Here is a 23,208-nt window from a genome sequence, read left to right on the forward strand (position 1 = left end):
CGGCTCCCGGCCGATCGGCCGCACAGGCCCTAACCTGCCCCCATGAGCCCTCTGCCGGACCGCTACTGCCCCACCGACGGCGTCCGGGTGCCCAGTGACTCGCTCGCCTGGTGCTGCCCGTCCTGCCACGGCCCGCTGGATCTCGACTTCGCGCCCACCCCGGCGCCGCTGAAGTCGCTGAGCGGCCGGGTGAACTCGCTGTGGCGGTACGCGGAGACGCTGCCGCTGGCCCAGCCGACGGTGTCCCTGGGCGAGGGCCGTACGCCGCTGGTGACCCTGACGGACGAGGTGTCGGCGAAGCTGGACTACCTGATGCCCACGCTGTCCTTCAAGGACCGGGGCGCGGTGCTGCTGGCCCAGCTGGCGCAGCGCGTCGGACCGACCCGGGTGGTCGCGGACAGCAGCGGCAACGCGGGCACGTCGGTCGCCGCGTACTGCGCCCGCGCCCGCCTGCCCTGCACGGTGTACGTCCCGCTGGGCACGTCCGCGAAGAAGCTGGAGCAGATCGAGGCGCACGGCGCCCGCCCGGAGGTGGTCGACGGCGACCGGGAGGCGGCGGGCGCGGCGGCCCGGCGGGCGGCGGACGAGCCGGGCACGTTCTACGCCTCGCACGTCTACAACCCGTACTTCCTGCACGGCACCAAGACCTACGTCCACGAGCTGTGGGAGGACCTGGGCGGCCGGCTGCCCGACGTGCTCGTCCTGCCCGTGGGCAACGGCACCCTGCTGCTGGGCGCGGCGCTGGCGATCGCCGAGCTGCACGGCGCGGGCCTGCTGGACCGGCGTCCGGCGCTGTGGGCGGTGCAGGCGGCGGCGGTGGCACCGCTCGCGCACGCCTGGCAGGAGGGCGCGGACGGACTCGTCGGCGACACCACCCTCTCCCCCACGTACGCCGAGGGCATCGCCATCCCCCGGCCGCCGCGCGCCCGGCAGATCCTGCGCGCGGTACGCGGTTCGGGCGGCACCTTCCTGACCGTCTCGGAGGACCGGATCCGGCACGCGCAGCTCGACCTGGCCTCACAGGGGCTGTACGTCGAGTCGACGAGCGCGGTGTGCTGGGCGGCCGTGCGCGAGGGCGCGCTCGGCGGCAGGTCGGCGGTGGTGCCGCTGTGCGGGGCGGGCCTGAAGTCGGGCCTGGCGCGGGCCTGAGACCGGGCCCCGTCCGGGCATGGCCCTCACCCCGGCCGCAGCGGCGCCCGCTCATGCCGTTCGTACGCATATGTGCAGATACGTACGCCACGAGGGCCCGGTGCGACCCGGCCGGACGGCGGGGGTCGTACCGGGCCCTCGTGCCCGCGTGCCCTCGGGCCCGCGGGGGTGCCGACGGGCGGCTCAGAACTCGTCGGCGCCGTTGCGCAGCTCGTAGGTCCAGTAGCCGGTCTTGGCGGCCGCCACGTCGACCGCGAGGCCGCCGGACGGGGCATGCACGCCGATGCTGCCCTCGGCGGGGCCGTCGGCGGCGAAGAAGTTCACGTCGAACTCGTTGAAGACCTTGTTGTCCTCGTGCACGCCGCCGTTCGCGATCCGGACGTTGGCGTACGCCGCCTGGCCGGGCTCCAGGACGACGGGGACCAGCGACTTGCTCTTGGCGACGGCCGGGATGTCCTTGGCGGTCTGGATGGGGCCGAAGGCGAGCAGCGGGTACTTCAGCAGGTGGCAGGTGCGGGAGGACTTGTTGGTCGCGGTGAGCATGATGTGCTCGGTGGGCGTCTCGTCGGCCTTCTCCATCGTGACCTTCATGTCGCTGAAGGTGCAGGCGGGGGCGTTCGCGCCGGACTTGCCGGAACCGGAACCGGAACCGGAGCCCGAACCGGCGCCGGTGCCGGAGCCCGAGCCCGAGCCGCCCTTGTTCTTGGCGGCGGCGTCGGAGGCGTTCCCGGAGTTCGAGGAGCCGGACTTGCCGGAACCGGAGGCCGAGGAGGACGAGGAGGACGAGCCGGAGCCGGCCGTCCCGGAGGCGCCGGAGGTCGCGGCGGCGGTGGCGGAGTCCGTGGCCTGCTGCGAGGCCGCGGCCTTCCCCTCGTCCTTGGTGCCGTCGCCGCTGCCGCAGGCGGTCAGGCCCAGGGAGAGGGCGGCGAAGGCGGCGACGGCCAGGACGGTGTGCTTGCGGTGGTTGCGCATGGTGGGTTCTCCCCCGAGGCGGTGTGAAGCTGACATGGACGGCACCTGTGTCCCCGGACGTCCCGGTGCCCGGTGTCCCGCGCTCGGTGCCATGTACACAGCTTCGGCGTCCGCGCTGCCGTCCTGCTTACGTCCCGCTAACGCTTCGCTGCCAGCAGGGAGAGCAGCCGCGTCGCGCGCTCCGAGCCCTGGGTGAACCCGGCCGCCTCGGACGCCGCCGCCGCCTGCCGGAACTCGTCCGCGGCCTCGGCGGTCCGGCCCAGCCCGGCCAGGGCCTCGCCACGCAGGATCCGCAGCTGCGCCCGGCCGACGACGGCGTGCGGCGAGACCAGGTCGGTGGCGCGCAGGGTGTGGGCGAGGGCGGCCTCGTGGGCGCCGGTGCGCAGGCAGTACTGGGCCAGGTGCTGGAGGGCCAGCACCTGGGTGGCGGGGTGGCAGGTGCTGTCGGCGAGGGCGACCGCGCGGGTCATCAGCTCCCCGGCCCGCAGGCTGTCCCCGGTGGCGTCCAGGGCGGCGGCGAGGTTGACGCAGGCGATGGCCTCGCTGATGGCGTCGCCCGCGCGGGCGGCCAGCTCGGGTGCCGACTCCAGGTGGACCAGGGCCTCGGCGTCCCGGCCCTCCTCGTGCAGGATCCAGCCGAGCAGGGCCCGGGTCCGCGACTGCGCGTCCAGGTCGCCCTCGTGCTCGGCGGAGGCGAGTCCGGCCTCCAGCAGCGGGGTCCAGCCGTCGGTGATCCGCCACAGCATCAGCGGCCACTGCACCAGGGCGAGCCGCCAGGCCCGGTCGTGCAGGCCGAGGGCGGCGGCCGCGGCCACGGCGCCCTCCAGCGCGGGGCGCTCGGCCGCGTACCAGGCGAGGGCGGCGGACCGGTCGTCGAACTCCCGGGTGGCGGCGGGGCGGCGGGCATCGGCGGGCAGCGCGTAGCAGGGCTGGGACCCGGGTTCGGCGGCCGCGTCGGCGGCGAGCCCGGTGAACAGGTAGTGGTCCAGCAGGCGGCGCAGGCCCTCGGGGTCGGCCTGCGGGGCGAGGTGGCGGGCGTAGAGGTGGACCAGGTCGTGCGGGGTCCAGCGGCCGGGGACGGACTCGGTGAGCAGATGGGCGGCGGCGAGCCGGTCCAGATCGGCACCGGCCTGGGCGGGGGTGGTCCCGGCGAGCGCGCTGGCGGCGAACCGGTCCAGGTCGGAGCCGGTGTGCAGGCCGATGGCGCGGAACATGCGGGCGGCGGGCTCGGGCAGTTGCTGCACGGTGAGGTGCAGGGCTGCGGAGACGCCGGTGTCCTCGACGTCGAGCAGGGCGAGGCGGCCGTGCTCGTCGGCGAGTTCGTGGGCCATCGCGCCCAGCGTCCACTGGGGGCGTTGGGCGAGCCGGGCGGCGGTGACGCGCAGGGCGAGCGGCAGCCCGTCGCAGAGCCCGGCCAGCCGCGCGGCGGCCTCGGGTTCGGCGGCGATCCGGTCCTCGCCGAGCACGCTGGCGAGCAGCGCCTCGGCGTCGGCGGCCGGGAGGTGGGCGAGCGGCAGCGGCCGGGCGGCGTCGGAGGCGATGAGGCCGCCGAGCCGGTCCCGGCTGGTGACCAGCGTGACGCAGTGGTCGCCGCCGGGGAGCAGCGGTCTGACCTGCTCGGAGGAGCGGGCGTTGTCGAGGACGACGAGCAGCCTGCGGCCGTCGGTGAGGGTGCGGAACAGCGCGCCGCGCGCGGCGGTGGTCTCGGGCACGCGCTGCGGGGCGACGCCCAGGGCCAGCAGGAACTCCCGCAGCACCGTTCCGGCGTCGGGCGCCGGGGTGTCGCTGAAGCCGCGCAGATCGGCGAAGAGCCGCCCGTCGGGGAAGGCGGCGCCGTGCTGGTGGGCCCAGTGCAGGGCGAACGCGGTCTTGCCGACCCCGGCGGCCCCGGTGATCAGGCAGACGGGCGCGTCGGTGGCGGTGACGGCCCGGCCGAGCGCGGCCAGTTCCCGGTCCCGGCCGGTGAAGCCGCGCGGCGGCCGGGGCAGCAACTGCGGTACGGGCGGATCGGCGTGCGGCGGGGCGAGGTGGCCTGCGGCCGGGAGGGACTGGGGGGTGGCGTACTGGGGGTGGGGGACGTACGGCGGTGCGGACGGGGACCCGGACGGGAGGCCGGACGGTGGTCCGGGCGGGGAGGTGGGCTGCGGGAGGGAATCGGCGGGCGGGGCGGGCGGGGCGGTCACGGTGGCTGCGGTGGCTGGCCCGGAGGCCGGTCCGGAGGCCGGTCCGGCGGTGTGTCCGTCGACCGGTTCGGCGGCCGGTCCCGCGGTCGGCGGGGTGGCGGCCCCGGTGGCCGCTCCGGCGGTGGCTCCCTCGGCGCCCGCGGCTTCGGCGGCGCCCGGGGCGGGAGCGGCGGCGGTACCGGCCGAAGTGCCCGCCGTGGACCCTGCCCCGGCTCCCGCCGTGGATCCTGCCGCGGATCCCGCCGCAGATCCCGCCGCGGGCCCGGTGGCCGGTTCCGCGGCCGTACGGGCGGGCAGCGGCGCGGGGTCGGCGGCGCGCAGCAGGACGGCGTAGGCCTCGGTGAGCGCGTCGCCGGGGTCCACGCCGAGTTCGTCGGCGAGCAGCCGCCGGGTGCGGTGGTACCAGTTGATCGCGTCGGACTGCCGTCCCGAGCGGCCCAGGGCCAGCATCAGGGCGGCGGCCAGCGACTCCCGCAGCGGATGCGCGACGGCCTCGGTGCGCAGTACGGCGGCCGCCCTGCCGTGCTCGCCGAGCTGCCCGTACGCCTCGGCCAGCGCCTCCACCGAGGCGAGCCGCAGGTCTTCGAGACCGCCGGCCGCCGCCTCCAGCGGACCGCTGCGCACCGTGCCGGTCAGGGCGGGGCCCTGCCAGCAGGCGAGCGCCTCGCGCAGCATGCGTACGGTGTCGGCGGGCCGGCGCTGCACGCGGGAGAGGGCGACCAGTTCCTCGAAGCGGTGGGCGTCCACCAGGGACTCCGGCATCTGGAGCTCGTAGGCCGCGCCCTGGGTGGTCAGCTCGACGCCGTACTCGCGGGCGCCGTGGTCGGCGAGCAGGGCGCGCAGCCGCGAGACGTGCCCTTGCAGGACCGTCTTGAAGTGGGTGGGCGGTTCGTCCTCCCACAGCGCGGCCGTGAGCTGGTCGACGCTGACCGCGGTGTTGGGCCGCAGCAGGAGCATGGCCAGCAGACTGCACCGTTTCACGGGACCGGGGGCGAAGTCTCCGTTCTCCGTCACCACGGCGACGGATCCGAGCAGCCGGAACTCCACCCTGTGTACCTCCTGATCCGCGGCCCCGTCCCGTGCCGAGGATACGTGGGAAGCCCGCCCGTACCGTCCCCCACCTGCCGATCCCGGGCACGGGATCGGACGGGCGGCGGCGCCCCGCCGCTCCGCGTTCCCCGGCGGGCGGCCCGACCGCGGCCATATCACCGCGTTATGGCCGGATGGGAGTACCCGAGCGGCTCTCCCGTCCGGAAGGGTGTGTCATGCCCACGCCGACAATTGCCTCCGGGCGGCGTACGGCGCGGGCCCGGCCCACAAGGCCGTCGTCACCTGCTTCCCCACCCGCCCGCACACGTCCACCGACGTGTCCTCCGGATCGAGGAATCTTGCGCATATCCCGACTCGCGCCCGCACTCGCCGCAGCCGCCGTCTCCGTCCTGGCCCTGCTCGCCCCCACGGCGAGCGCCGCCCCGGCCGCGCCCCCCACCACCACCGCCCCGCAGCCCATCATCGGCGGCGGCTACGCCTCCAGCGGCCCCTGGGCGGCCCGGCTGTACGCCAACGGCCAGGAGAGCTGTTCGGCCACGATCATCGCGCCGACCTGGATCCTCACGGCCAAGCACTGCGTCTCCGGCGGCTCGCTGTCGTTCCGCGTCGGCAGCCTGGACCAGTACAGCGGCGGCACCACGGCCAACGGCGTGCAGATCTACACCCACAGCGCCGATCTGGCCCTGGTCCGCCTGGACCGCTCGGTGTCCACCACGTACGCCACCCTCGGCCAGCCCGGCACGGTACGCGTCGGCCAGAGCGTCCAGGTCTACGGCTGGGGCGCCACGTCCCAGTGCGGCTCCGAGATCAACTGCCAGTCCCGCTACCTCAAGGTCGCCAATGTGACCGTGAGCGGCGGCTGCACCGACGCCTACGGCGGCTCGGCGATCTGCGCCTCCCGCGGCAACGGCATCACCGCCGGCGGCGACTCCGGCGGCCCCATGATGGCCGGCGGCGTCCAGGTCGGCGTCGCCTCCACCAGCGACCGCCAGTCCACCACGGCGTACGCCAACGTCACGGCGTACCGGTCGTGGATCCAGTCGATCGCGGGGGTCTGAGGGCCCGTCGGCGACACGTTCGGCCCGGCGCCGGGCCCCTTCCCGTCGTCCGTACGGGGCCCGGCGCCGGGCGCATGACCGCGGCGCTCCGGCGACTGCCTACGCCCGGCCGCTGCCGCCGCTGCCGGTGACCGGCTCCTGCTCCAGGCCCAGACGCTCCTGTTCCTCCTCGACGATCCGGCGGGCCAGCTCCGTGTCGGACACGTCGACGGCGTCCGGCGTGGCCTCGGCCACGGCGCTGCGGCGGGCGTAGGCGTCGAACAGGCGGGACTTGCGCTCCAGCATCCGCACCAGGCGTTCGTCGACGCCGCCGGTGGCCAGGAGCCGGTGCACGCGGACCGGCCTGACCTGGCCCATGCGGTGGGCCCGAGCCACCGCCTGGTGCTCGACGGTCGGCTTGATCTGGGGTTCGCACAGGACGACGACGGAGGCGGCTTGCAGGTTGAGGCCGACGCCCGCCGCCTGGATCTGCGCGAGGAGCACCGCCGGGCCGGTCGCGGCGGCGAAGTCGTCGACGATCCGCTGCCGCCGGCCGGCCGGGACGCTCCCGGTCAGCGGACCGGACAGCGGACCGGACAGCGGACCGGACAGCGGTGCGCCGCCGGTGTCGGCGAGCGCCTGCTCCACCACGGCCAGCACATCCTTGAAGTGGGAGAAGACGACGGTCTTCTGCCCGTTCGCCGCGGCCTCGTGCACGATCTCCCGCAGCCGTTCCAGCTTGGCCGACTTCTCGGGGCGCAGATACGCGGCCCGGCGCATCGCCATGAAGTTCCCGGCGCGCACGGCCTCGCGGTACGCCTCCTGGTCCGACGCGCTCAGATCCTCCCACTCGTCGGTGTGCTGGAGGCTGGGCAGTTCCGTGAGCACGTCCTCCTGGTTGCGCCGCAGGTAGACCGGCGCGACGGCCTTGCGGAAGGCGACCGATCCGGCCAGCGCGTCGCCCTCGCCCAGGGAGTCCGCGAGGCGCGGTTCGAGCATGCCGACCAGGTTGCGGAACTCCGCGACCCGGTTCTCCATCGGTGTCCCGGTCATCAGCAGCGCGCGCTCGCACCGCCCGGCCCACAGGGCGACCGCCTGCGAGCGCTTGGCCCGCGGGTTCTTCACACTGTGCGCCTCGTCCACGACGAGCAGGGCGACCGTGTCCCCATCGGGCGCGGGAAAGCCGCGCAGGGCGTCGAACGTGGTCACCCCGACCCCGCCGCGCGCCTGCCAGTCGGCGAACGCCTCGCGCCGGTCGGGGCCGTGCAGCACCCGGACGGCGAGGGTGCTGCGGGCCTCGATCTCCCGCGTCCAGTTCACCAGGACGCTCGCCGGGCAGACCACCATGAAGTGGTCCCGCCCCTCGGCGGCCAGATGGGCCAGCACGGCGATCGCCTGCACGGTCTTCCCGAGCCCCATCTCGTCACCGAGGACCACCTTGCGCTGCGCGAGCACGAACCGGGCGCCGAACGCCTGGTAGCCGCGCAGGGACACCCGTCGGCGGGAGTCGTCCAGGGGCTGGTTCCGAACCCGTTCGACGACCTCCTCCGGCAGGAAGCCCTCGGCGGCGGCCGCGTCGGGCTGCCGCCCGGAGACCTCGGCGAGCAGGCTGTAGTACTCGGCGGAGCGCAGTTCGAAATCGGCCCAGGCCGCGAGGTCGGCCGGGGGCCGCAGCAGATCCACCGAGGTCTGCGCGAACAGCTCCGCGAGCCCCGCCTGCTCCGCCTCCTCCACCCGCGCCCGCACCTCGGCGACCGCGGCCAGCGCACGGGCCCGCTTCTCCCGGCCCGCCAGCACCATGCGCAGCCGTCCGCCGACGGGCCGCGCGTCGGCCAGCAGCGGCCCGAGCCGCTCCGCGAGGGCGGCGGCCCGGTCGACGGCGCGCCGCGCGTCCGGCCCGGCCTCCACCAGGACGTGCAGCGCCATGACCAGCGCCGTGGTGCCCGGCTCCGGCCGGTCCACGTCGATGCGGACGGCCACGGTCTCGTGCACGGCCTCTGCCAGCCGGTGCGCGGCGGCCAGGATCTGGTCGACCGTACGCTGCCCGACACCCGGGATCTGCCGCAGCCGGTAGGGCCCCGCCCCCAGCACCCGCCCCACCGTCCCGAAGCCGCTCCGCTCGACCCCGCCCAGCCTCAGCCGCCCCTCGGTGACGTCCTGGAGCCGCGCGACGGGGATGGCCTCCAGCTCCCGCTCCACGAGGGCGTCGTGCAGCGGCCGCAACGCCTCCCGCACGGCCGCCACGGCCCGCCCGTACTCCGCGACGACCCCCTGCGCGGCCTCCCCCAGCCGCACCCCCCGCCCCACGACCTCCCGCTCCCGCCGCCCCACCCGCCCCGCCCCTTTCTCCCGACGTGCCGCATCCTCCCACCGCACACCGTCACACCGGCCCGCGGATCCGCCCGCCCGGGAAAAGGCGGGACCCTCGCTTCGTCCGGACACGGCCGGGAGCAGCCGGAGGGCAACAGAAGCCGGAAGAGGCAACAGGCCCCCCCGAACCCCGATTCCCGACGCGCGCCTCGCGTCAAACTCGCTCTCGGCTGCAATGCGAACCAGTGCCATCACGACGGGTGTTCACCGTCGGGTCTTCGTACGACCAGTGAAAGTCGAACGGAATTTCCCCGTGAGGGCGCAGGACTCTCACGGCCACTGCTCCAGGGGAGGCTCTTGATGAGTACGGCTCTACCGTTCGGCCCGGAACTTCGCCGTTTACGACTGGAAGCAGGGCTCACACTGACCGAGTTCGCCGTGGCACTCAACTACGACAAGGGATACCTCAGCAAGGTCGAGCGGGGGGAGCGAGCCGCGTCCCCCGAACTGGCCCGCCGGTGCGACGCGTTCCTCGGTGCGAACGGTGCGCTGCAACGCCTGGGCAGCGGCCCCGGGACCGACCCGGACGGCGCCACCGGCTCCCCCGCCGCACCGGGCGGCCGTCGTGTGGGACGCCGGACCGTCCTCGCCACGGGTACGGGGTCGCTGATCGACCTCGGCCTGCAACTCGGCGGACAGGCGTCCTCCACCGCCGCGCCCCTCCTTCCGTCCTTCCGCATACAGTTCGACCAGTTGCGCAAGCTCGGCCAGTCCACCGCACCGAAGGCGCTGCTCCCGCTGCTGGAGACGCAGACGCGCATGGTCGCCGCACTGGCCGCCGACACCCCGTCCGCCACCCGTGCCCCCGCGCTCCGGCTCGCGTCCCGGTTCGCGGAGTTCACCGGCTGGATGGCGCAGGAGGCCGGGGACGACGACGCGGCGCTCGGCTGGACCGGTGAGGCCGCCGAACTGGCGCGCGCCGGGGGCGATCCGTACCTCGGTTCCTACGCGCTCGTGCGACGCGCCCTGGTCACGCTCTACGGCGGGGACGCAGCGGGCACCGTCGCTCTGGCGCGCCGGGCCCAGAGCGGCAGGCTCCCGCCGCGCATCCGTGGGCTGGCGGCCCAGCGGGAGGCACAGGGACACGCGCTCGTCGGCGACGAACGCGGCTGCCTCCGCAGTCTCGACCGGGCACGGGAGCTGCTGGGCGACGACGCCCGCGACGGCACCGAACCCGTGATCGGCACCACCCATGTGAGCGACCCCGCGGCGATGACGACCGGCTGGTGCCTGCACGACCTCGGCCGCCCCAGGGCCGCCGCCGAGGTCCTCGACCGGGAGTGCCGCCGCCTCCCGCCGCACGCGCTGCGCACCCGCGCCCGCTACGGCTTCCGCCGGTCCCTGGCGCACGCCGCCTCCGGAGAGGTCGAGCACGCGTGCGCCATCGCCGGGGAACTCCTGGCGGTGATGCCGGCCGTGCCCTCGGCAACGGTCAACAGCGACGTCCGCCGTCTCGCACGGGAGCTCTCCCGGTTCAGGAACAACCAGGCCGTACGCGATCTGCAACCGGCACTGGCACGGGTGCTCGCCCCCGCGCACAGCTGACCCGGGCTCCTCCCTCACCGGCCCCGGCTCGAAGCGGACCGGCCCGGCCCGGCCGGTCACCCCCGGCCCCGGGGGGGATCGCACACTCGCCTGCGGGACCTCTGCTCCCCGTCCACCGCGTCGCCGCGCGCCCGGCTTCTCCGGGCTGCCCTCGACCGGTGACGCACGGGGTGACGCGCCTCCACGCGTACGCACTCCTGTGGACGCGTCATGCCGTCACGCGGTCGCCGTTTCGCGGCCCGGACGGACAACCAGGGCTCAGCTGCCCGTCCATCCCGTTCCGCGCATGTGTCTCACGAAAGGAATCTTCATGCCCGACGTCTTCGTCAACTACCGCACAGGCGACGAGGAATCCGCCGCGACCATGATCGCCCGGGAGCTCGTCCGGCGCTTCGGCCGCGAGCGGGTCTTCTTCGCCAGCAACTCGATCGAGCCCGGACACCGCTTCCCGGCGGAGCTGGTCAGGGCGGTGGAGGAGTGCGAGGCGCTGCTCGCCGTGATCGGTCCGCGCTGGGCCGAGGTGCACAGGGCCGACGGCCGCCCCGCCCTCGAAGCCGATCAGGACTGGACCCGCCGTGAGATCCAGACCGCGCTCGACCGCGGGATCCTGGTGATCCCGGTCCTCGTCGGAAAGGCCACGCGGATCGACCGCGCCGTCCTCCCCGGCAAGCTCGTGGAACTGGCGGACCGCCAGTACAAGCGGTTCGACCACCGCAACGCCGAGTCGGACCTGGCCGCGCTCGGCGACGCCCTCGCCCGGCTGCTGCCCGACCTGGGCGCGGTGGACCACGACGCCCGTCCGGCGCGGGAGCGGACCGAGGCGAAGTCCCGCAAGAAGCAGGACCGCGACACCGGACAGACCAGAATGCGCACGCGCGATGTCGAGCAGCGGGTGCGCGGCGGCATCGGGAACCTCAACGGAGATCTGTCCGGCACCTTCGTCAACGAGCCCCGGGGACCGCTGAACACCGGCCGCGGCCACCAGTACAACGCCCCGCGCTTCGAGGGCGACAACACCGGGGTCCAGTTCACGGCGGGCGACAACAGCGGGACCGTCCACCAGCGCTTCGAGCGCGACCGCCGACACTCGGACGGCGAACGATGACCGAGCAGGAACGCGTCACCGTCAACGATCCGCGTGGCCCGGTCAACAACGGCGCGGGACACCAGTACGTCTTCTACGGCGGCGTGGACTGGATGGTCCGCCGGGGGGTGGAGTCCCTCCGGATCGTCCCCGAGGACCGGTTGCGCCTGGCCGACCGCTTCGTCCCCCCGGGGCACTACCGCGACGCCGCCGAACGCCTGGAGAAGCCCGGGTCGGTGGTGCTGCTGGAGGCCCGGCCCGGCACCGGCCGTCACGCCGCGGCGATCATGCTGCTGCACGAGCTCGGCAGGGACAGGGACGGGGACGGGGACGGGGACGGGGACGCCGACGAGGAATCGGTCCGGTTCGACGAACTCTCCGCCCTGGGCAACGACGAGGGCGGGGCGCCTGCCCCCTTCGGGGAAGGGGACCGCTTCCTCCTCGACCTCTCACCGATCGCCGACGAGGAGCTGTACGCCAAGGCCCAGCGCCGCGTGGCCGTGTACCGGTCACAGGTGCAGGAGGCGGGCGCCCACATGGTCGCCGTCCTGCCATGGGGCATGGAGCACGCCCGTCTGCCGGACCTCGAACCGCTCACCGTGGAACTGGAGCGCCCCCGGGGCATCAGCGTCCTCACCCGGTACCTCCGCATGGACCGGATGCCCTTCCGGCCCGCCGACCTGCGAGGCGCCGGGCTCCAGCCGCTGTACGACCGCTCACCCATGCGGGAACTGGCGCGGCTCGCGGGACTGGTGAGGACCGCCAAGAACAGCGGGCGGTTCGGCACCGACTTCGCGGGCTGGCTCGACCAGGCGCTGCACGCGGTGACCGACCGGGCCGGTGAGGTGGGCCGCCAGGTGGCCGCGGTCTCCAGCGCGCCCGAGCGGGGCCTGCTGCTCGCGGCGGCGGTGTTCGAGGGGGCCCGCGCCGACACCGTCCACACCGTGTGGCGCGGTCTGATGAGGACGGTGGGGCACGAGGAAGAGACGACCATCGAGCTGGCATGGACGGACTTCGGGCAGCACCTGACGGCGCTCGGCATCGAACGTGACGCGGACGGACGGCTCCGCTTCGGACAGCTGGCCTATGCCGAAGCGGTGCGGACGTACTTCTGGGCGAACTTCCCCGGGATGCGCGACGCGCTCAGGGACTGGATCGGCCATGCCGCCGGGCTCCCCGAACTGACCACCGACGACCGGATGAACGTCGTCGTCCGCTTCGGCGAGCGGTCCCTTGCCGTCGGACGGCCCGACCATCTCTTCGACCTCGTGGTCCGCTGGGCGGACGGTGCGACCGGCACCTCCTGCGATCAGCGCGCCCTGGCGGCCCTCGAACTCGGCCTCAGCCATGTGACATTCGGCGGCTGGTTCCGCAGCCGGATGTACCAGTGCCTGCGGTCCGGCCTCTCGCAGGGACTCACCCGCGTCCTGACCGCCGCCTGCGTCCAGAGTCTCGCCGCCACGCACCCGGACCAGGCGATCGTGCGGCTCCACCACCTCGCCGTACGGCAGGGAGAGGCGGCGCGCGAGGCCCGTGCGGCACTGCTCGGCCTGGCCGGCCGCGAGCACCGGCTCTACCGGCTGCTGATCGACCGCCTGCGGGAGCGGGTGCGCCGGGAGCCGCGTGGGGCCGAGCCCCATCTCCGGCTGCTCACCGAGCTGTCGGGAAGCGACCGGGCCCCGGACCCGCCACCGTGGCCGTCCCTGTTCCTGGGCTGGGAGGCGGTCTTCTCCCAGCCGCCGACAGACCTCTGGAATCCGCTGGTGACCAGCTGGCTGAGCACCGTGGCGGATGACAGTACGCGGGAGATGGCGCTGGACGTGATGGTCAGGGCGACGCACGGGGACGCAACCGCCCTGCACCGCCTCTACGCCATCGCCTACGGCTGGGCCGGATCCGCGCGCCACCCGTCCCGGGCAGCCGTCGCCGCCCTCTTCTGGCGGCACATCGACCGTGCGCAGTACGCCCGTACGGAGCCGGACACCGGACCACAGACCACGGAAGAGGAACGATGAGACACCGCTTTTTCAGCCTGCTGTTCGTCGCTCTCTGCGGCCTCGCCCCCGCGGCGCTCGGCAGTCTCCTGCACTGGTCGGCCTGGCTGTGGGGCTTCATGTGCATGGTCACGGCGTCGGGTTCGCTGCTGCTGGTGATGACGGTCCTCAGCAGCGGCCGCACCCCGGCGGTTCCGTACGACCCCGCCCCGCCCGAGCCGCCCGCGGCACCGGTCGAGCAGCCGTACCAGGAGACACGGGTGATCGACGCCGCACTGCCGAGCGCGGTGGACGGCTATGACTTCCTCTTCTCCGCCACGGTGTGGTGGCGGCCGGTGCCCGACCCCAGCGGCTGGTCCGACGGCGCTTCCCCGGCCCTCGCGGTCTCCGCGGTCATCAGCCGGGCCATGGAGATCGTCCACCGCGAGGAGCCCGGCAGGGCCAACTTCGCACGGTACGTCCTGGAGGGGGAGCTGAGCGTCCCGCTCCAGGACCTGAGCGGCCGGGTGGAGGCCCGGACAGCCGATGTGACCCTGGCCCTCGCACCCGCCGACCGCGACCGCCTACAGAAGCTGAGGGACCTGCGCAAGGACGAGGAGGTCTGGGAATACGAGCGTCAGCACGAACGCAACAAGCGGCGCTACCTCGGTGACGACGTGCTCCGGAGCACGGGCAGCGCGGTCGTGTGGTGGCTGGCCCGGCACGAGGACGACATCGAGAAGGCCGTCGACATGATCGGCCCGCTCGCCCAGATCACGGCGGCGGCCAACAACGAGGAGGTGCCCGAGCTCTTCCGCGACCTGCTCGTCCCGCCCGTGGACGCACGGACCGAGGCGACCGTCGGGGGCCCGCTGTGGAGTGACCCCGGCCAGGGCGGAGCGGCGTTCGACCGCGAGCGGGAAGTAGGAGTTCCGGAGCGGCTGCTCCTGCTGCTGGAGGCGGTGGGCCTCAAGCCGGACATGGACGAGTACACGGTGCTGGTGCACCGCGTGGTGCGAAGCCTGGAGGCGGCCGGGCTCCACGAGGCCGCCGAGGAGATCAGGCGGACCGTCCTCCCGGCACCCGACGCGGGCGACGAGGAAGACCCGGACGGCACCTCCCCGGACGATCCCTCGAGCGGCCCCACGAACGGAGACGACGGCACCTCGGGCCCCTGGTTCCGGCCCTACCCGGGTCCGGGCGGCGCACCCTTCACCGAGGGCGCCACGCCCCCGCCCCCGGACACCTTCGTGCCGGGCCCGCCGCCGAGCGACACGCACGTACGCCACGAGAACCGGCAGCACCCGAGCGACACCACCACAACGTCCCCGTACTTCTGGGAAACCACCCACACCCCCCACCGCCCCACCGCGCCCCAACCGCAGGACGAGTACGGCGAGTACGGCGAGTACGGCGAGTACGGCGAGTACGGCGAGTACGGCAAGGACGGCAAGGACGGCGAGCTGATCCGATAGCCGACCGGCTCCCGGGACATCATCCCGGAACCGGGGAACGGCAAGGGGGCCCGACTCCTCGGAGACGGGCCCCTTCTGAACGGCTCGTCCGGCTCGGCGCGCCGAACCACCGAGCTGATGGTGAAGTAATCCACGGCGCCCCGCCGGGAACTGCAACAAGACTGCGCGGGTGAGCCACTCCTCCCACGACGGGGACCAGTTCCGCCGGCCGACCCCGGCAGGCGGGACGAGGAAGGACCCGGGCCGCCCGCGCTACCGCAACCTGAAATGCGGTCGCGCCCTGCGACCGGGGTGGCCACACGCCGAACACTTCATCCAACCCGGCGGTCTCCGGGACCGGTGGATCAACGTTCTGCCCCACCTGCACGAAGCCCCTGCCCATCCCCTCACCGAACTGCGCAGCCGGATGGGAGCCCGGCTCACGACCGTACTGTGCTGTCCGAGCGCCACGTGGTGAGCCGAGGGTGCCCCGGCAGTTCGGCGCGGCCGGTGGCCCACAGCAGGGTGAGCCAGGGATCCGCACCGCCCGGAGCCTCGGGGAACAGACGGGCGAGCACCCGGGAGCAGAGAGCGGAGGGCGGGGTCCAGTCGAGCCCGAGGCCCTCGGCCACATCGTGCAGGTGCACCAGCGTTTCCTGTAGCCCCAACGCCGCGAAGCCTTCGGGGTCCGACACCCCCGCGGCATGGTGGGCGCGGACCTGGGGCGGCGTCGTACGCACCATGGCGGCCAGCAGCGCGCCACACGCCTCCAGCACTTGCAGCAGGCCGGCCGGACCCGCGTCACGGTCCGCGTGGACGAAGACCACAGGTCCTTCCGGCCTCTTCCGGCTCAACGCGAAAGGCACATGGGTGTCCAGCGGCGGGCTCTGCGGCCCCAGTTGGACGGCGTAGTAGAAGAGGTCGTCGGCGAGGTGCTCGACGGTCTCCCAGCAGTCCCACTCCAGCGAACCAGCCTTCTCGTCCCACCCCTCCGGGGGTACGTCCCGCAGGACGCCCACGGCGAGCCGCACGGCAAGGTCGACGTCGTCCGCGGTGACGGGAGACGGGATTGAACCCTTTTCGACTGATCGAGACATGACAGCACCGTATCGCGGGAGAAGAAGGATCGTTCAGAGAGGACCGCCCTCCCTACTGCCGACACTGCCGACGCGTCCCGCCTCGCCCGAGGCGACGACGAGGGCGACATCCCCTCGCACAGACCAGCGCGAAGACAGTTGCGACGGACCGGGGCCTCATCCCGTCCGTCGCAACCGCCCCCGCGGAGCACCGGCTCCACCACCCCAGCCTGCCGACCAAGCACGGCGAGTCCGGGGCGACGGCCTCGCCGAGCACCTCGCCCACACCGACCCGGCCACGACGCCGGACGCCCACACCCGCCCGCGGCCCGACCGGGCGCAGCCGCTCCGCCACAGGTCAGGGGGCCTTCCGCGGTACGGATCAGACGTTGAAGCGGAATGCCTGAGGGCTGATCCTGACCTGGGAATCCTCGTTAGTGTGCGTTGGCTCCCGACAGCCGTTTTCGGGTGTCCTGCGGACTGGCTGCGGACTGCCCGGGGGATCCGAGGCGGTGAAATCCCTGGCACACCGGCGGGGTCTGCAAGGAGACTGCGCAGGTGAGCGACTCCTACCCCTGCACGTGCTGCGGGCACCGCGTACTGGGCGAGATGCCCGGCTCGTACGAGACCTGCCCCATCTGCTTCTGGGAGGATGACGGGGCCCAGTTCCGCTGGCCGACCATGGCTGGAGGGGCGGACAAGGCCTCTCTGGCCAAGACTCCGCGGAACTACCAGGACTTCGGCGCCTGCGACCAGCACGGCCGCCGGTACATCCGCCCGCCGGCCGAGGATGAGCCGCTCAACCCCGTCTGGCGCCCCATCGACCTGACACGCGGCTCGTTCGAGGACCGGGCAGCCGAGGACCGCGCTCCGTGGCCCGACGACCACTCGGTGCTCTGCTGGTGGCTTCCCGCCTTCTGGCGGCGCAATCACCCATGACCACTCACATCGAGAGACTCATCCAGCAGCTCGATGACTCGACCGGCCCGTCGTACAACGCCCGCGCGGAACTGATCGGTATCGGCTCCGACGCCATCCCCGCCCTCATCGACGGGCTGCCCTCCCTCGGCGGCTTCGGGCAGTTGACCGCCGTCGAGGTCTTCGAAGAGGTGGCGGATCCACGCTGCGGCCCCGCTCTGATCACCCTTCTGAGCAGCGACGACTCCACCGTCCGGGAATGGGCGGCGATGGCCTTGGCGAGCCTGAAGACCGACGGCGTGGTCGAGCCCGTGCGCCGCGCCTACCTCGCCTGCCTGGAACGGGCGACGCCACCGGACTGGAGCGAGCCGGAAGGCATCCGCTGGGCTCTGACCGAACTCGGCGCCCGCACCCCCGTCGTCCCACCGCTGACTGCCCACCTACGAGCCACCGCTGCAGACAACGCTCCTGGCTGGCCCTCGGCCCGCTTCACCGAGATCATCAACGACCTGGCCGACCACGCTCAGGTGATCCTCTACTCCCAGTTCTGGCGAGTGGACGCCGGCCGCACGTACGGCGTCTCCGACACTGGCCTGGACTGGGAACTGGACTGGACCGCACCCTGGGAGCACCTGGTTGAAGAGTCCTGCACGTGGTCCCTGCTGGAAGCCTCCGAAGCCCCCGCCGACGACAACATCTTCGTCGCCCCCACCTGGATCGACCGTACCGACCTGTACCCGGAGAGGTGACCGATGCCGTCCGAGCACCCCGAGAAGATCGGCTACGGCCATGTGGTCGAGAGCTACGTGACGAGGACGTACGGGGGGCTCCCGCGCTATCTCGTACTGAACGGCGGGCGGTTCCTGGGCCCCCGGTGGTGGCACACCCCCCGCTTCACCCGACACCTGCTGAATGATGCCGCCGCGATCACCGACGAGGAACTGGAAGCTCTCCTCGGGTACGAATGGCGCTCGCGCCTCACCGCCGCCTGGCTGCTCGGCGTCGACCGCCGCGAACGGTTCCGGGCACGCATCGGCGACCTGCTCCTGGCCAGCGAGGTCTGCTACTCCGGCAGCGCCTACTGCTTCGCCCTGGCCCGCTTCGGCACCCACGCCGACGCCGAGATCCTCACCGCCTACCTCGACCACTACCTCCCCCGCACCGACCTCCGTTACGACCAGCCAGCCGCGCTCGGCGCCCTCCTCCGCCTCGACGCTCACCTCGGCACCCACCACGCCGACCGCTTCACCCACCCCGACGGCCTCTGGGACCAATGGGTCAACGCCCTGACCCACCTCCGCGACCACCCCGCTTACACCCCCGCCGAACTTCGCCGCTGGACGGACCTCCAATGCGACTTCGCCAACGGCTGGACCCGCATGTAGTTGGGATATGGGCCGCCAACTGGGGGCTGCCCACATCCCAACCGTGCAGGTGGCGAAGACGAGCGTGAGGAAGTCTTCGGAGGCTTCGACGGCCCAGGCACCATGGAGGATGCGAGCAGCGAGCCCTGACCAAGAGTTGAGAAGGACCACCAGCGTACACACCGGGAGACGCCTTCCTCGCTAGTAGTCTTAATGGATCCGCCCGGCGAGCCTCCGGAGACAGCATGCTGACCCGCCTCGAAGTCCACGGGTTCAAGAACCTTCTGGACCTATCCATCGACTTCGGCCCCTTCACCTGCATCGCAGGGGAAAATGGCACTGGCAAGTCGAATGTTTTTGATGCCATCCAGTTCCTCTCCCTACTCGCCGACCAATCGATGATGGAGGCGGCCCAGGAGGTCCGGGGCGTACACGGTGAGCGCCATGGTGACCCTCGTGACCTGTTCTGGAAGGGCTTCGCGACTGGTCGTCACCGGATGCGGTTCGCCGCCGAGATGATCGTCCCTCTCCACACTCAGGACGACTTCGGCCGGGCCGCCAAGGCCACAACGACGTTTCTGCGATATGAGCTTGAAGTCGGATACCAGGAACCGTCCGGCCTGGACCGTTTCGGCCGTCTCACCCTCCTCCACGAGACGCTAAGCCACATCACCAAGGGCAAGGCCGCCCGGCACCTTTTCTTCCCCCACAGCGCGAAGGAGTTCCGCAATACGGTCATTCAGGGCCACCGCAGCGGCGCCCCCTTCATCTCGACGACCACTGAATCCGACGAATCGGTCGTCAAAATCCACCAGGACGGTGGCAGCCGGGGTCAGCCCAAGCCAGCCGCAGCGTCCCGGGCGCCCGCAACCGTTGTCTCCACTATCACCAGCAGCGATGACCCAACCATCCTCGCTGCTCGCCGTGAAATGCAGTCCTGGCGACGACTCGCTCTGGAGCCATCGGCTCTGCGTAGGTCCGATCGGTATGTCGACCCGCAGGTGATGGGCGCCGACGGCTCCCACCTGCCCGCGACGCTCTTCCGGGTGGCCCACGACACTCCGGGGGCGGATCCAAGCCAGGTCTACGCCAGGGTAGCGGGGCGACTCTCGGACCTGACAGGAATCCATATCCGCGATCTGGATGTCGATCAGGACGAGGTCCGGCAACTCCTTACAGTCAACGTGCGTGAGGTGGCTGGCATTATCCTGCCTGCCCGCAGTCTTTCTGAGGGAACCCTGCGCTTCCTGGCCCTGTGCGTCCTTCTCGAGGACGCGTCCGTGCGTGGCCTGATCTGTATGGAGGAGCCCGAGAACGGTATCCATCCCGCCAACCTCAACGCCATGGTTGCCCTTGTCCAAGACCTCGCCGTCGACCCGTCGGAAAAACCTGGCCCGGATAATCCGTTCCGACAGGTGCTGATCAACACACACTCGCCGGGGGTCGTGCAGCTCGTCAGTCGTGACGACCTCTTGTTCGCCGACACCACGATCCACAAGGCGGAAGATGGCTCCCTGAATCGGGTACTTCGTTTGCGTCCGCTGGCCGAGACGTGGCGCGCCACAAAGGCAGGCACCGACTTCGTGACTAAGGCGGATGTCCTGCCGTACCTCACCACACCCGTCGGAGCGCAGCTCACGCTTGACTGGGGGGCCGCGTGACCACTCGTATTCTCTTCATCGGCGAGGGCAGCAGCGACAACGGCCTAGTACGGCACGTCGAATCCTTTGCCGCGCGCAAGGGAATTGACGCTTCGATAACCGTTCCCGACTTCGGTCTGCTTCGGCCGCCGCCTGGCCATTCCGTCCGGGATAAGTTGCAGGCAGCCCGTAAGCTCCACGGGACCTACGACTTGGTAGTGGTACAACGAGATGCCGACCGGGGTCCCGCCCACGGCCGCAGGGATGAAATCGCGGAGGCAGTACACACTGAGTGGCCCGGCCTCCAGCACGTCGCCGTGGTGCCTGTCCGCATGCTGGAAGCGTGGCTGCTTCTCGATGAGGCCTGTTTGCGCCAGGTCGCCGAAAACCCGCGCGGCCGCGTCAGCCTTGATCTCCCTAAGGGCACTGCGGCGGAAAGGGTTGCCGACCCCAAGCAGCTCCTCAAGGACTCGCTCGCGCGGGCAAGCGAGTACAAAGGGCGTCGCCTCGTCCAGTTCCAGAAGCGTTTCTCGCAGCACCGGCTGCGCATGCTCGAACTACTGGATCCCGAGGGGCCGGTGGCTTGCCTTCCGTCGTGGCAGCATTTCGCCGAAGACCTCAACGAAGCATTCGATTCTCTCGGTCAATGACCCACTCAGCTAAAGGGTGTTGAAGAAGGCTTGATGGCGGGCATTTTCCCCTGCGTGAGTGGGGTGTTGAGGGCTGAGCCCGGTGTGGGTGGAGACGTTCACCGGGTTGCGGACGGGGCGTTTTGAGAAGCTGCTTCGGGTGGTGCGGGAGCGGGGCGGCAACGGCCCCGGTGGTGGCCGACCGTGGTGTCTTCCGCTGGCCGAGCGGGTGCTGCTCATAGCCGTCCACTACCGGCACGAACCTCACCATGCGCCAGCTCGCGCCGCTCTTCGGCTGCTCACCTGCCACCGTCTGCCGAGTCATCCAGCGCCCGCGCCCCCTGCTCGCGCTGGAGCCGGCGCCCCGGCCACTACCGGGCACCGACCGGCTGTGGACCGTGGACAGCACCCTGACCCCAGTCCGTGACCGTAAGGTCGCAGCCTCCTCACGCAACTACCGGTTCTCGGCGAACGTACAGGTCATCCTCGATGCCGGCACCCGCCTGGTGGTGGCCTCGGCCCGGCCGGCACCCGGCAGCAAGGCAGACGCACACGTCTGGCGCGAGTCGGACCTGCCGGCCGTGGCGGCGGGCACGACAGTGATCGCGGACGGCGCATACCCGGGCACCGGGCTGATCGTCCCGCACCGCAGACGAGCCGGACGTCCCCTCCTGCGCGGCCAGGAGGAAGACAACGCCGAACACCGGCGCGTCCGGACCCGTGCCGAGCACAGCTTCGCCCGGATGAAGAACTGGAAGATCCTCCGCGACTGCCGCCAAAGGGCCGACGGCCTCCACCATGTCGTCCAGGCCGTCTCCACCATGCACAACCACGCCCTGACAGGGCGAAAACAGCACGTCAGCTACCACTCAACCCTGCCCACCACCAACCTTCTGCAACACCCTTTAGGTACTGACCTACCCGCCCCGACGGGGGGGGTGCCGTTCAACCAGTGCGAGATGGCCGACTAGTTCGTCTGAAGGAGTTCGCCGTTCTCGGCGGCAATGCTCCGCACGTCACTGGCGAGAACCTCGTAGGTGCAGTCGACCGCCGCGATGACGTCACGCAGACGGGAGTTGGCTCCTTCTGCGCCACCACGATCGCCCCCACCTCGGAGCTGTGAGCTGTGTATACCGCATTGACTGCCGTCCACCGTACCCACTGAGCGTGACCACCGGTTCACTTCTCAGCAGCCGCCTGGAACAGCACGACCGTGATCCACAGCTCCCTCCTTGGTCCGGGCGGCACCTCGAAGTTCCGTACGCCCACGCCAGACTTGGGCGTTCCTGTGTCCTCGTCCGGACGCACGCCGCAGACCCTGCGCGAACCGCGAAGGCCGCCTAACCCGCTCCGCCACAGGTCAGACGGCCTTCCGCCGTACGGATCAGACGTTGAACCGGAACATCGGCCCCAGATTTTTGACTTGCGGAAACGACCGAGAGTCGATGCGGATCCAGCCAGGATCCAGCCACCGAATACGGCCGGGCGGCGACCGGGATTTCACGCTGGATCCTCGGGGTTGCGAGGGGTGCCGGATGCTCCGTCTGAGGTGCGGTGGCCGCGACGCGCCGTAGCGCGGTTCCTGTCCGAGAAGCGACAACGGACACCCCGGCAATTGCATCGATCTTCGACACAGCCCCGGGCGATTCCGCACCCGACTACAGCGGCGGATGGTCGGCTCTCGACCGGCCACCACCACTGCCGATCGCACGGCTGGCTGGCCGAGGTGCAGGCGAGACGGCTGTGGATGGACATCACCGCCTTGCGCAGCAGCACCGACCACCCTCGCGGGCGTTGCGGCACAACCGGGAGGCGAGCTATAGCTCGGCCCGAGCCTCGGTGGGGCGGCCGAGCCGGACCGCTACTTCACCCTCACCCCGGCCGAGCCCAGAACGTGCTCGGCGCCGCCGTACAGCTGTCCACGCTGCCCTGGCTAGGCTTCGTTCCCGACGACGTGTCCTCGGCGCCTGTTGCGGCGGTGGGGCGTCTGGCCCGGCAGCTCGGGCTGGTCGTGGCGGATCTGGAGGGCTACGGCGAGCGCGAGCAGACCCGCACCGACCACCTGCGGGAGATCGCCGAGTATCTGGGGTGGAAGCCGGCGAAAGTAATGGAGCACCAGGCGCTGGACGACTTTCTGCTGGCCCGCGCTATGGAGCATGATTCCCCGTCGTTGTTGTTCGGCCTGGGCTGCGAGTATCTGCGCTCGGCGAAGGTGGTCCGGCCGGGTGTGGTCACCCTGCTGGAGAAGGTCGCCGCCGGCCGCCAGGCGGCCAAGCAGGAGACCCAGGCCCGCGTGGGCCCACTTGCTGACGGACCAGCGCGCGCAGGGTCTGGACGGGCTGCTGGTCTTCGACGCGTAGCTGCGCTCGTCCCGGCTGCACTGGCTGGGTACTGGACCGATACAGGCGTCACCCAACAGCGTGGGCAGGGAGGTCGAGAAGCTGAAGTCCTGCGCTGCCTGGACGCCCACACTCTGGGCCTGTCCGCGCTGCCCCGCCGAGCGCCGCCGCCACCTGACCCAGATCGGGCGCCGGCTGACCAGACCGTGGACGGGAGGGGATCCGGCGCGGACGGTGACGAGGCGGAGGTGGTGTGGCGTACGCAGTGGGTCATGCACTGTAGGGCGCCCGAGGAGGACCGGCCGTCTGGTGCTGACGGTAGAAATGGAGCATCTACGCCCTGGAATTCTCACGAGAGGCAAGATGCTGTGAACGATCACGAAATTTCGTGATCGTTCACAGAATCCCATCGCAGAAGGCGGGGG

Annotated in this window: 16 protein-coding genes and 2 pseudogenes; 13 read left to right on the plus strand and 5 right to left on the minus strand. The window is 71.9% G+C overall.

Annotated elements, in window-relative coordinates:
* The first annotated feature begins 42 nt into the window (after positions 1-42).
* On the plus strand, positions 43-1,149 hold the full coding sequence (locus ACWDYF_RS34515) for a pyridoxal-phosphate dependent enzyme (protein WP_037888045.1): 1,107 nt from the start codon (positions 43-45) through the stop codon (positions 1,147-1,149).
* A 183-nt stretch (positions 1,150-1,332) separates the two neighbouring features.
* Here ACWDYF_RS34515 and ACWDYF_RS34520 read toward each other — a convergent pair whose 3' ends face one another.
* Together ACWDYF_RS34520 and ACWDYF_RS34525 are read right to left on the minus strand one after the other, a co-directional pair.
* Complete coding sequence (locus tag ACWDYF_RS34520; protein ID WP_389473516.1) at positions 1,333-2,157, minus strand: DUF4232 domain-containing protein; 825 nt, start codon at positions 2,155-2,157, stop codon at positions 1,333-1,335.
* Between the two features lie 101 nt (positions 2,158-2,258).
* On the minus strand, positions 2,259-5,351 hold the full coding sequence (locus ACWDYF_RS34525; protein WP_389473518.1) for an AfsR/SARP family transcriptional regulator: 3,093 nt from the start codon (positions 5,349-5,351) through the stop codon (positions 2,259-2,261).
* A 341-nt stretch (positions 5,352-5,692) separates the two neighbouring features.
* On the opposite strand from ACWDYF_RS34525, the gene ACWDYF_RS34530 reads away from it, so the two are divergent.
* Complete coding sequence (locus tag ACWDYF_RS34530; RefSeq protein ID WP_381738287.1) at positions 5,693-6,412, plus strand: S1 family peptidase; 720 nt, start codon at positions 5,693-5,695, stop codon at positions 6,410-6,412.
* Between the two features lie 99 nt (positions 6,413-6,511).
* Here ACWDYF_RS34530 and ACWDYF_RS34535 read toward each other — a convergent pair whose 3' ends face one another.
* Entirely contained in the window at positions 6,512-8,722 is a 2,211-nt protein-coding gene (locus ACWDYF_RS34535; protein ID WP_389473521.1) for a DEAD/DEAH box helicase, read from the minus strand.
* Between the two features lie 339 nt (positions 8,723-9,061).
* Between ACWDYF_RS34535 and ACWDYF_RS34540 the strand changes: the two genes are divergently transcribed.
* From ACWDYF_RS34540 to ACWDYF_RS34555, 4 genes are all read left to right on the plus strand, one after another.
* Positions 9,062-10,306 (plus strand): helix-turn-helix domain-containing protein, encoded by a 1,245-nt coding sequence (locus ACWDYF_RS34540; protein WP_389473523.1) that lies wholly within the window; start codon positions 9,062-9,064, stop codon positions 10,304-10,306.
* Between the two features lie 310 nt (positions 10,307-10,616).
* The gene (locus ACWDYF_RS34545) at positions 10,617-11,411 is read left to right on the plus strand and encodes a toll/interleukin-1 receptor domain-containing protein (protein WP_389473525.1); all 795 of its coding nucleotides are present in this window, start codon (positions 10,617-10,619) and stop codon (positions 11,409-11,411) included.
* Positions 11,408-13,405: a hypothetical protein gene (locus ACWDYF_RS34550; protein WP_389473527.1), complete on the plus strand. Its 1,998-nt coding sequence runs from the start codon at positions 11,408-11,410 to the stop codon at positions 13,403-13,405. Before ACWDYF_RS34545 ends, ACWDYF_RS34550 begins: the two co-directional genes overlap by 4 nt.
* Entirely contained in the window at positions 13,402-14,838 is a 1,437-nt protein-coding gene (locus ACWDYF_RS34555; RefSeq protein ID WP_389473529.1) for a hypothetical protein, read from the plus strand. Before ACWDYF_RS34550 ends, ACWDYF_RS34555 begins: the two co-directional genes overlap by 4 nt.
* Positions 14,839-15,257: 419 nt before the next feature.
* Here ACWDYF_RS34555 and ACWDYF_RS34560 read toward each other — a convergent pair whose 3' ends face one another.
* Positions 15,258-15,914 carry a hypothetical protein gene (locus tag ACWDYF_RS34560; protein ID WP_389473531.1) on the minus strand — a complete coding sequence of 219 codons (657 nt, stop codon included), beginning with the start codon at positions 15,912-15,914 and terminating at the stop codon, positions 15,258-15,260.
* A gap of 537 nt (positions 15,915-16,451) precedes the next feature.
* On the opposite strand from ACWDYF_RS34560, the gene ACWDYF_RS34565 reads away from it, so the two are divergent.
* The 6 genes and pseudogenes from ACWDYF_RS34565 to ACWDYF_RS34590 all read left to right on the plus strand — a co-directional run.
* Complete coding sequence (locus ACWDYF_RS34565) at positions 16,452-16,832, plus strand: CPCC family cysteine-rich protein (protein ID WP_389473533.1); 381 nt, start codon at positions 16,452-16,454, stop codon at positions 16,830-16,832.
* Complete coding sequence (locus ACWDYF_RS34570) at positions 16,829-17,560, plus strand: HEAT repeat domain-containing protein (protein WP_389473535.1); 732 nt, start codon at positions 16,829-16,831, stop codon at positions 17,558-17,560. Before ACWDYF_RS34565 ends, ACWDYF_RS34570 begins: the two co-directional genes overlap by 4 nt.
* Positions 17,561-17,563: 3 nt before the next feature.
* Entirely contained in the window at positions 17,564-18,196 is a 633-nt protein-coding gene (locus ACWDYF_RS34575) for a DUF6000 family protein (RefSeq protein WP_389473537.1), read from the plus strand.
* A 224-nt stretch (positions 18,197-18,420) separates the two neighbouring features.
* The gene (locus tag ACWDYF_RS34580) at positions 18,421-19,836 is read left to right on the plus strand and encodes an AAA family ATPase (RefSeq protein WP_389473539.1); all 1,416 of its coding nucleotides are present in this window, start codon (positions 18,421-18,423) and stop codon (positions 19,834-19,836) included.
* A complete protein-coding gene (locus tag ACWDYF_RS34585) occupies positions 19,833-20,465 on the plus strand; it encodes a hypothetical protein (protein ID WP_389473541.1) in 633 nt (210 codons plus the stop codon). Before ACWDYF_RS34580 ends, ACWDYF_RS34585 begins: the two co-directional genes overlap by 4 nt.
* Before the next feature lie 33 nt (positions 20,466-20,498).
* Positions 20,499-21,289 (plus strand): annotated as a pseudogene (locus tag ACWDYF_RS34590) (transposase family protein); the annotation flags it as partial.
* 61 nt (positions 21,290-21,350) lie between these two features.
* Here ACWDYF_RS34590 and ACWDYF_RS34595 read toward each other — a convergent pair.
* Positions 21,351-21,576 (minus strand): annotated as a pseudogene (locus tag ACWDYF_RS34595) (hypothetical protein); the annotation flags it as partial.
* A 762-nt stretch (positions 21,577-22,338) separates the two neighbouring features.
* Here ACWDYF_RS34595 and ACWDYF_RS34600 point away from each other — a divergent pair.
* Positions 22,339-23,175: a DUF4158 domain-containing protein gene (locus tag ACWDYF_RS34600; protein ID WP_389473544.1), complete on the plus strand. Its 837-nt coding sequence runs from the start codon at positions 22,339-22,341 to the stop codon at positions 23,173-23,175.
* The last annotated feature ends 33 nt before the right edge of the window (positions 23,176-23,208 follow it).

This window comes from Streptomyces sp. NPDC003284 (assembly GCF_053589675.1).

Excerpts from the sequence above, each read along its gene's own strand:
- ACWDYF_RS34545 (WP_389473525.1), top strand. The coding sequence starts at position 10,617 with ATGCCCGACGTCTTCGTCAACTACCGCACAGGCGACGAGGAATCCGCC.
- ACWDYF_RS34555 (WP_389473529.1), top strand. The coding sequence starts at position 13,402 with ATGAGACACCGCTTTTTCAGCCTGCTGTTCGTCGCTCTCTGCGGCCTC.
- ACWDYF_RS34580 (WP_389473539.1), top strand. The coding sequence starts at position 18,421 with ATGCTGACCCGCCTCGAAGTCCACGGGTTCAAGAACCTTCTGGACCTA.
- ACWDYF_RS34520 (WP_389473516.1), bottom strand. The coding sequence starts at position 2,157 with ATGTCAGCTTCACACCGCCTCGGGGGAGAACCCACCATGCGCAACCAC.
- ACWDYF_RS34560 (WP_389473531.1), bottom strand. The coding sequence starts at position 15,914 with ATGTCTCGATCAGTCGAAAAGGGTTCAATCCCGTCTCCCGTCACCGCG.
- ACWDYF_RS34570 (WP_389473535.1), top strand. The coding sequence starts at position 16,829 with ATGACCACTCACATCGAGAGACTCATCCAGCAGCTCGATGACTCGACC.
- ACWDYF_RS34540 (WP_389473523.1), top strand. The coding sequence starts at position 9,062 with ATGAGTACGGCTCTACCGTTCGGCCCGGAACTTCGCCGTTTACGACTG.
- ACWDYF_RS34515 (WP_037888045.1), top strand. The coding sequence starts at position 43 with ATGAGCCCTCTGCCGGACCGCTACTGCCCCACCGACGGCGTCCGGGTG.
- ACWDYF_RS34575 (WP_389473537.1), top strand. The coding sequence starts at position 17,564 with ATGCCGTCCGAGCACCCCGAGAAGATCGGCTACGGCCATGTGGTCGAG.
- ACWDYF_RS34550 (WP_389473527.1), top strand. The coding sequence starts at position 11,408 with ATGACCGAGCAGGAACGCGTCACCGTCAACGATCCGCGTGGCCCGGTC.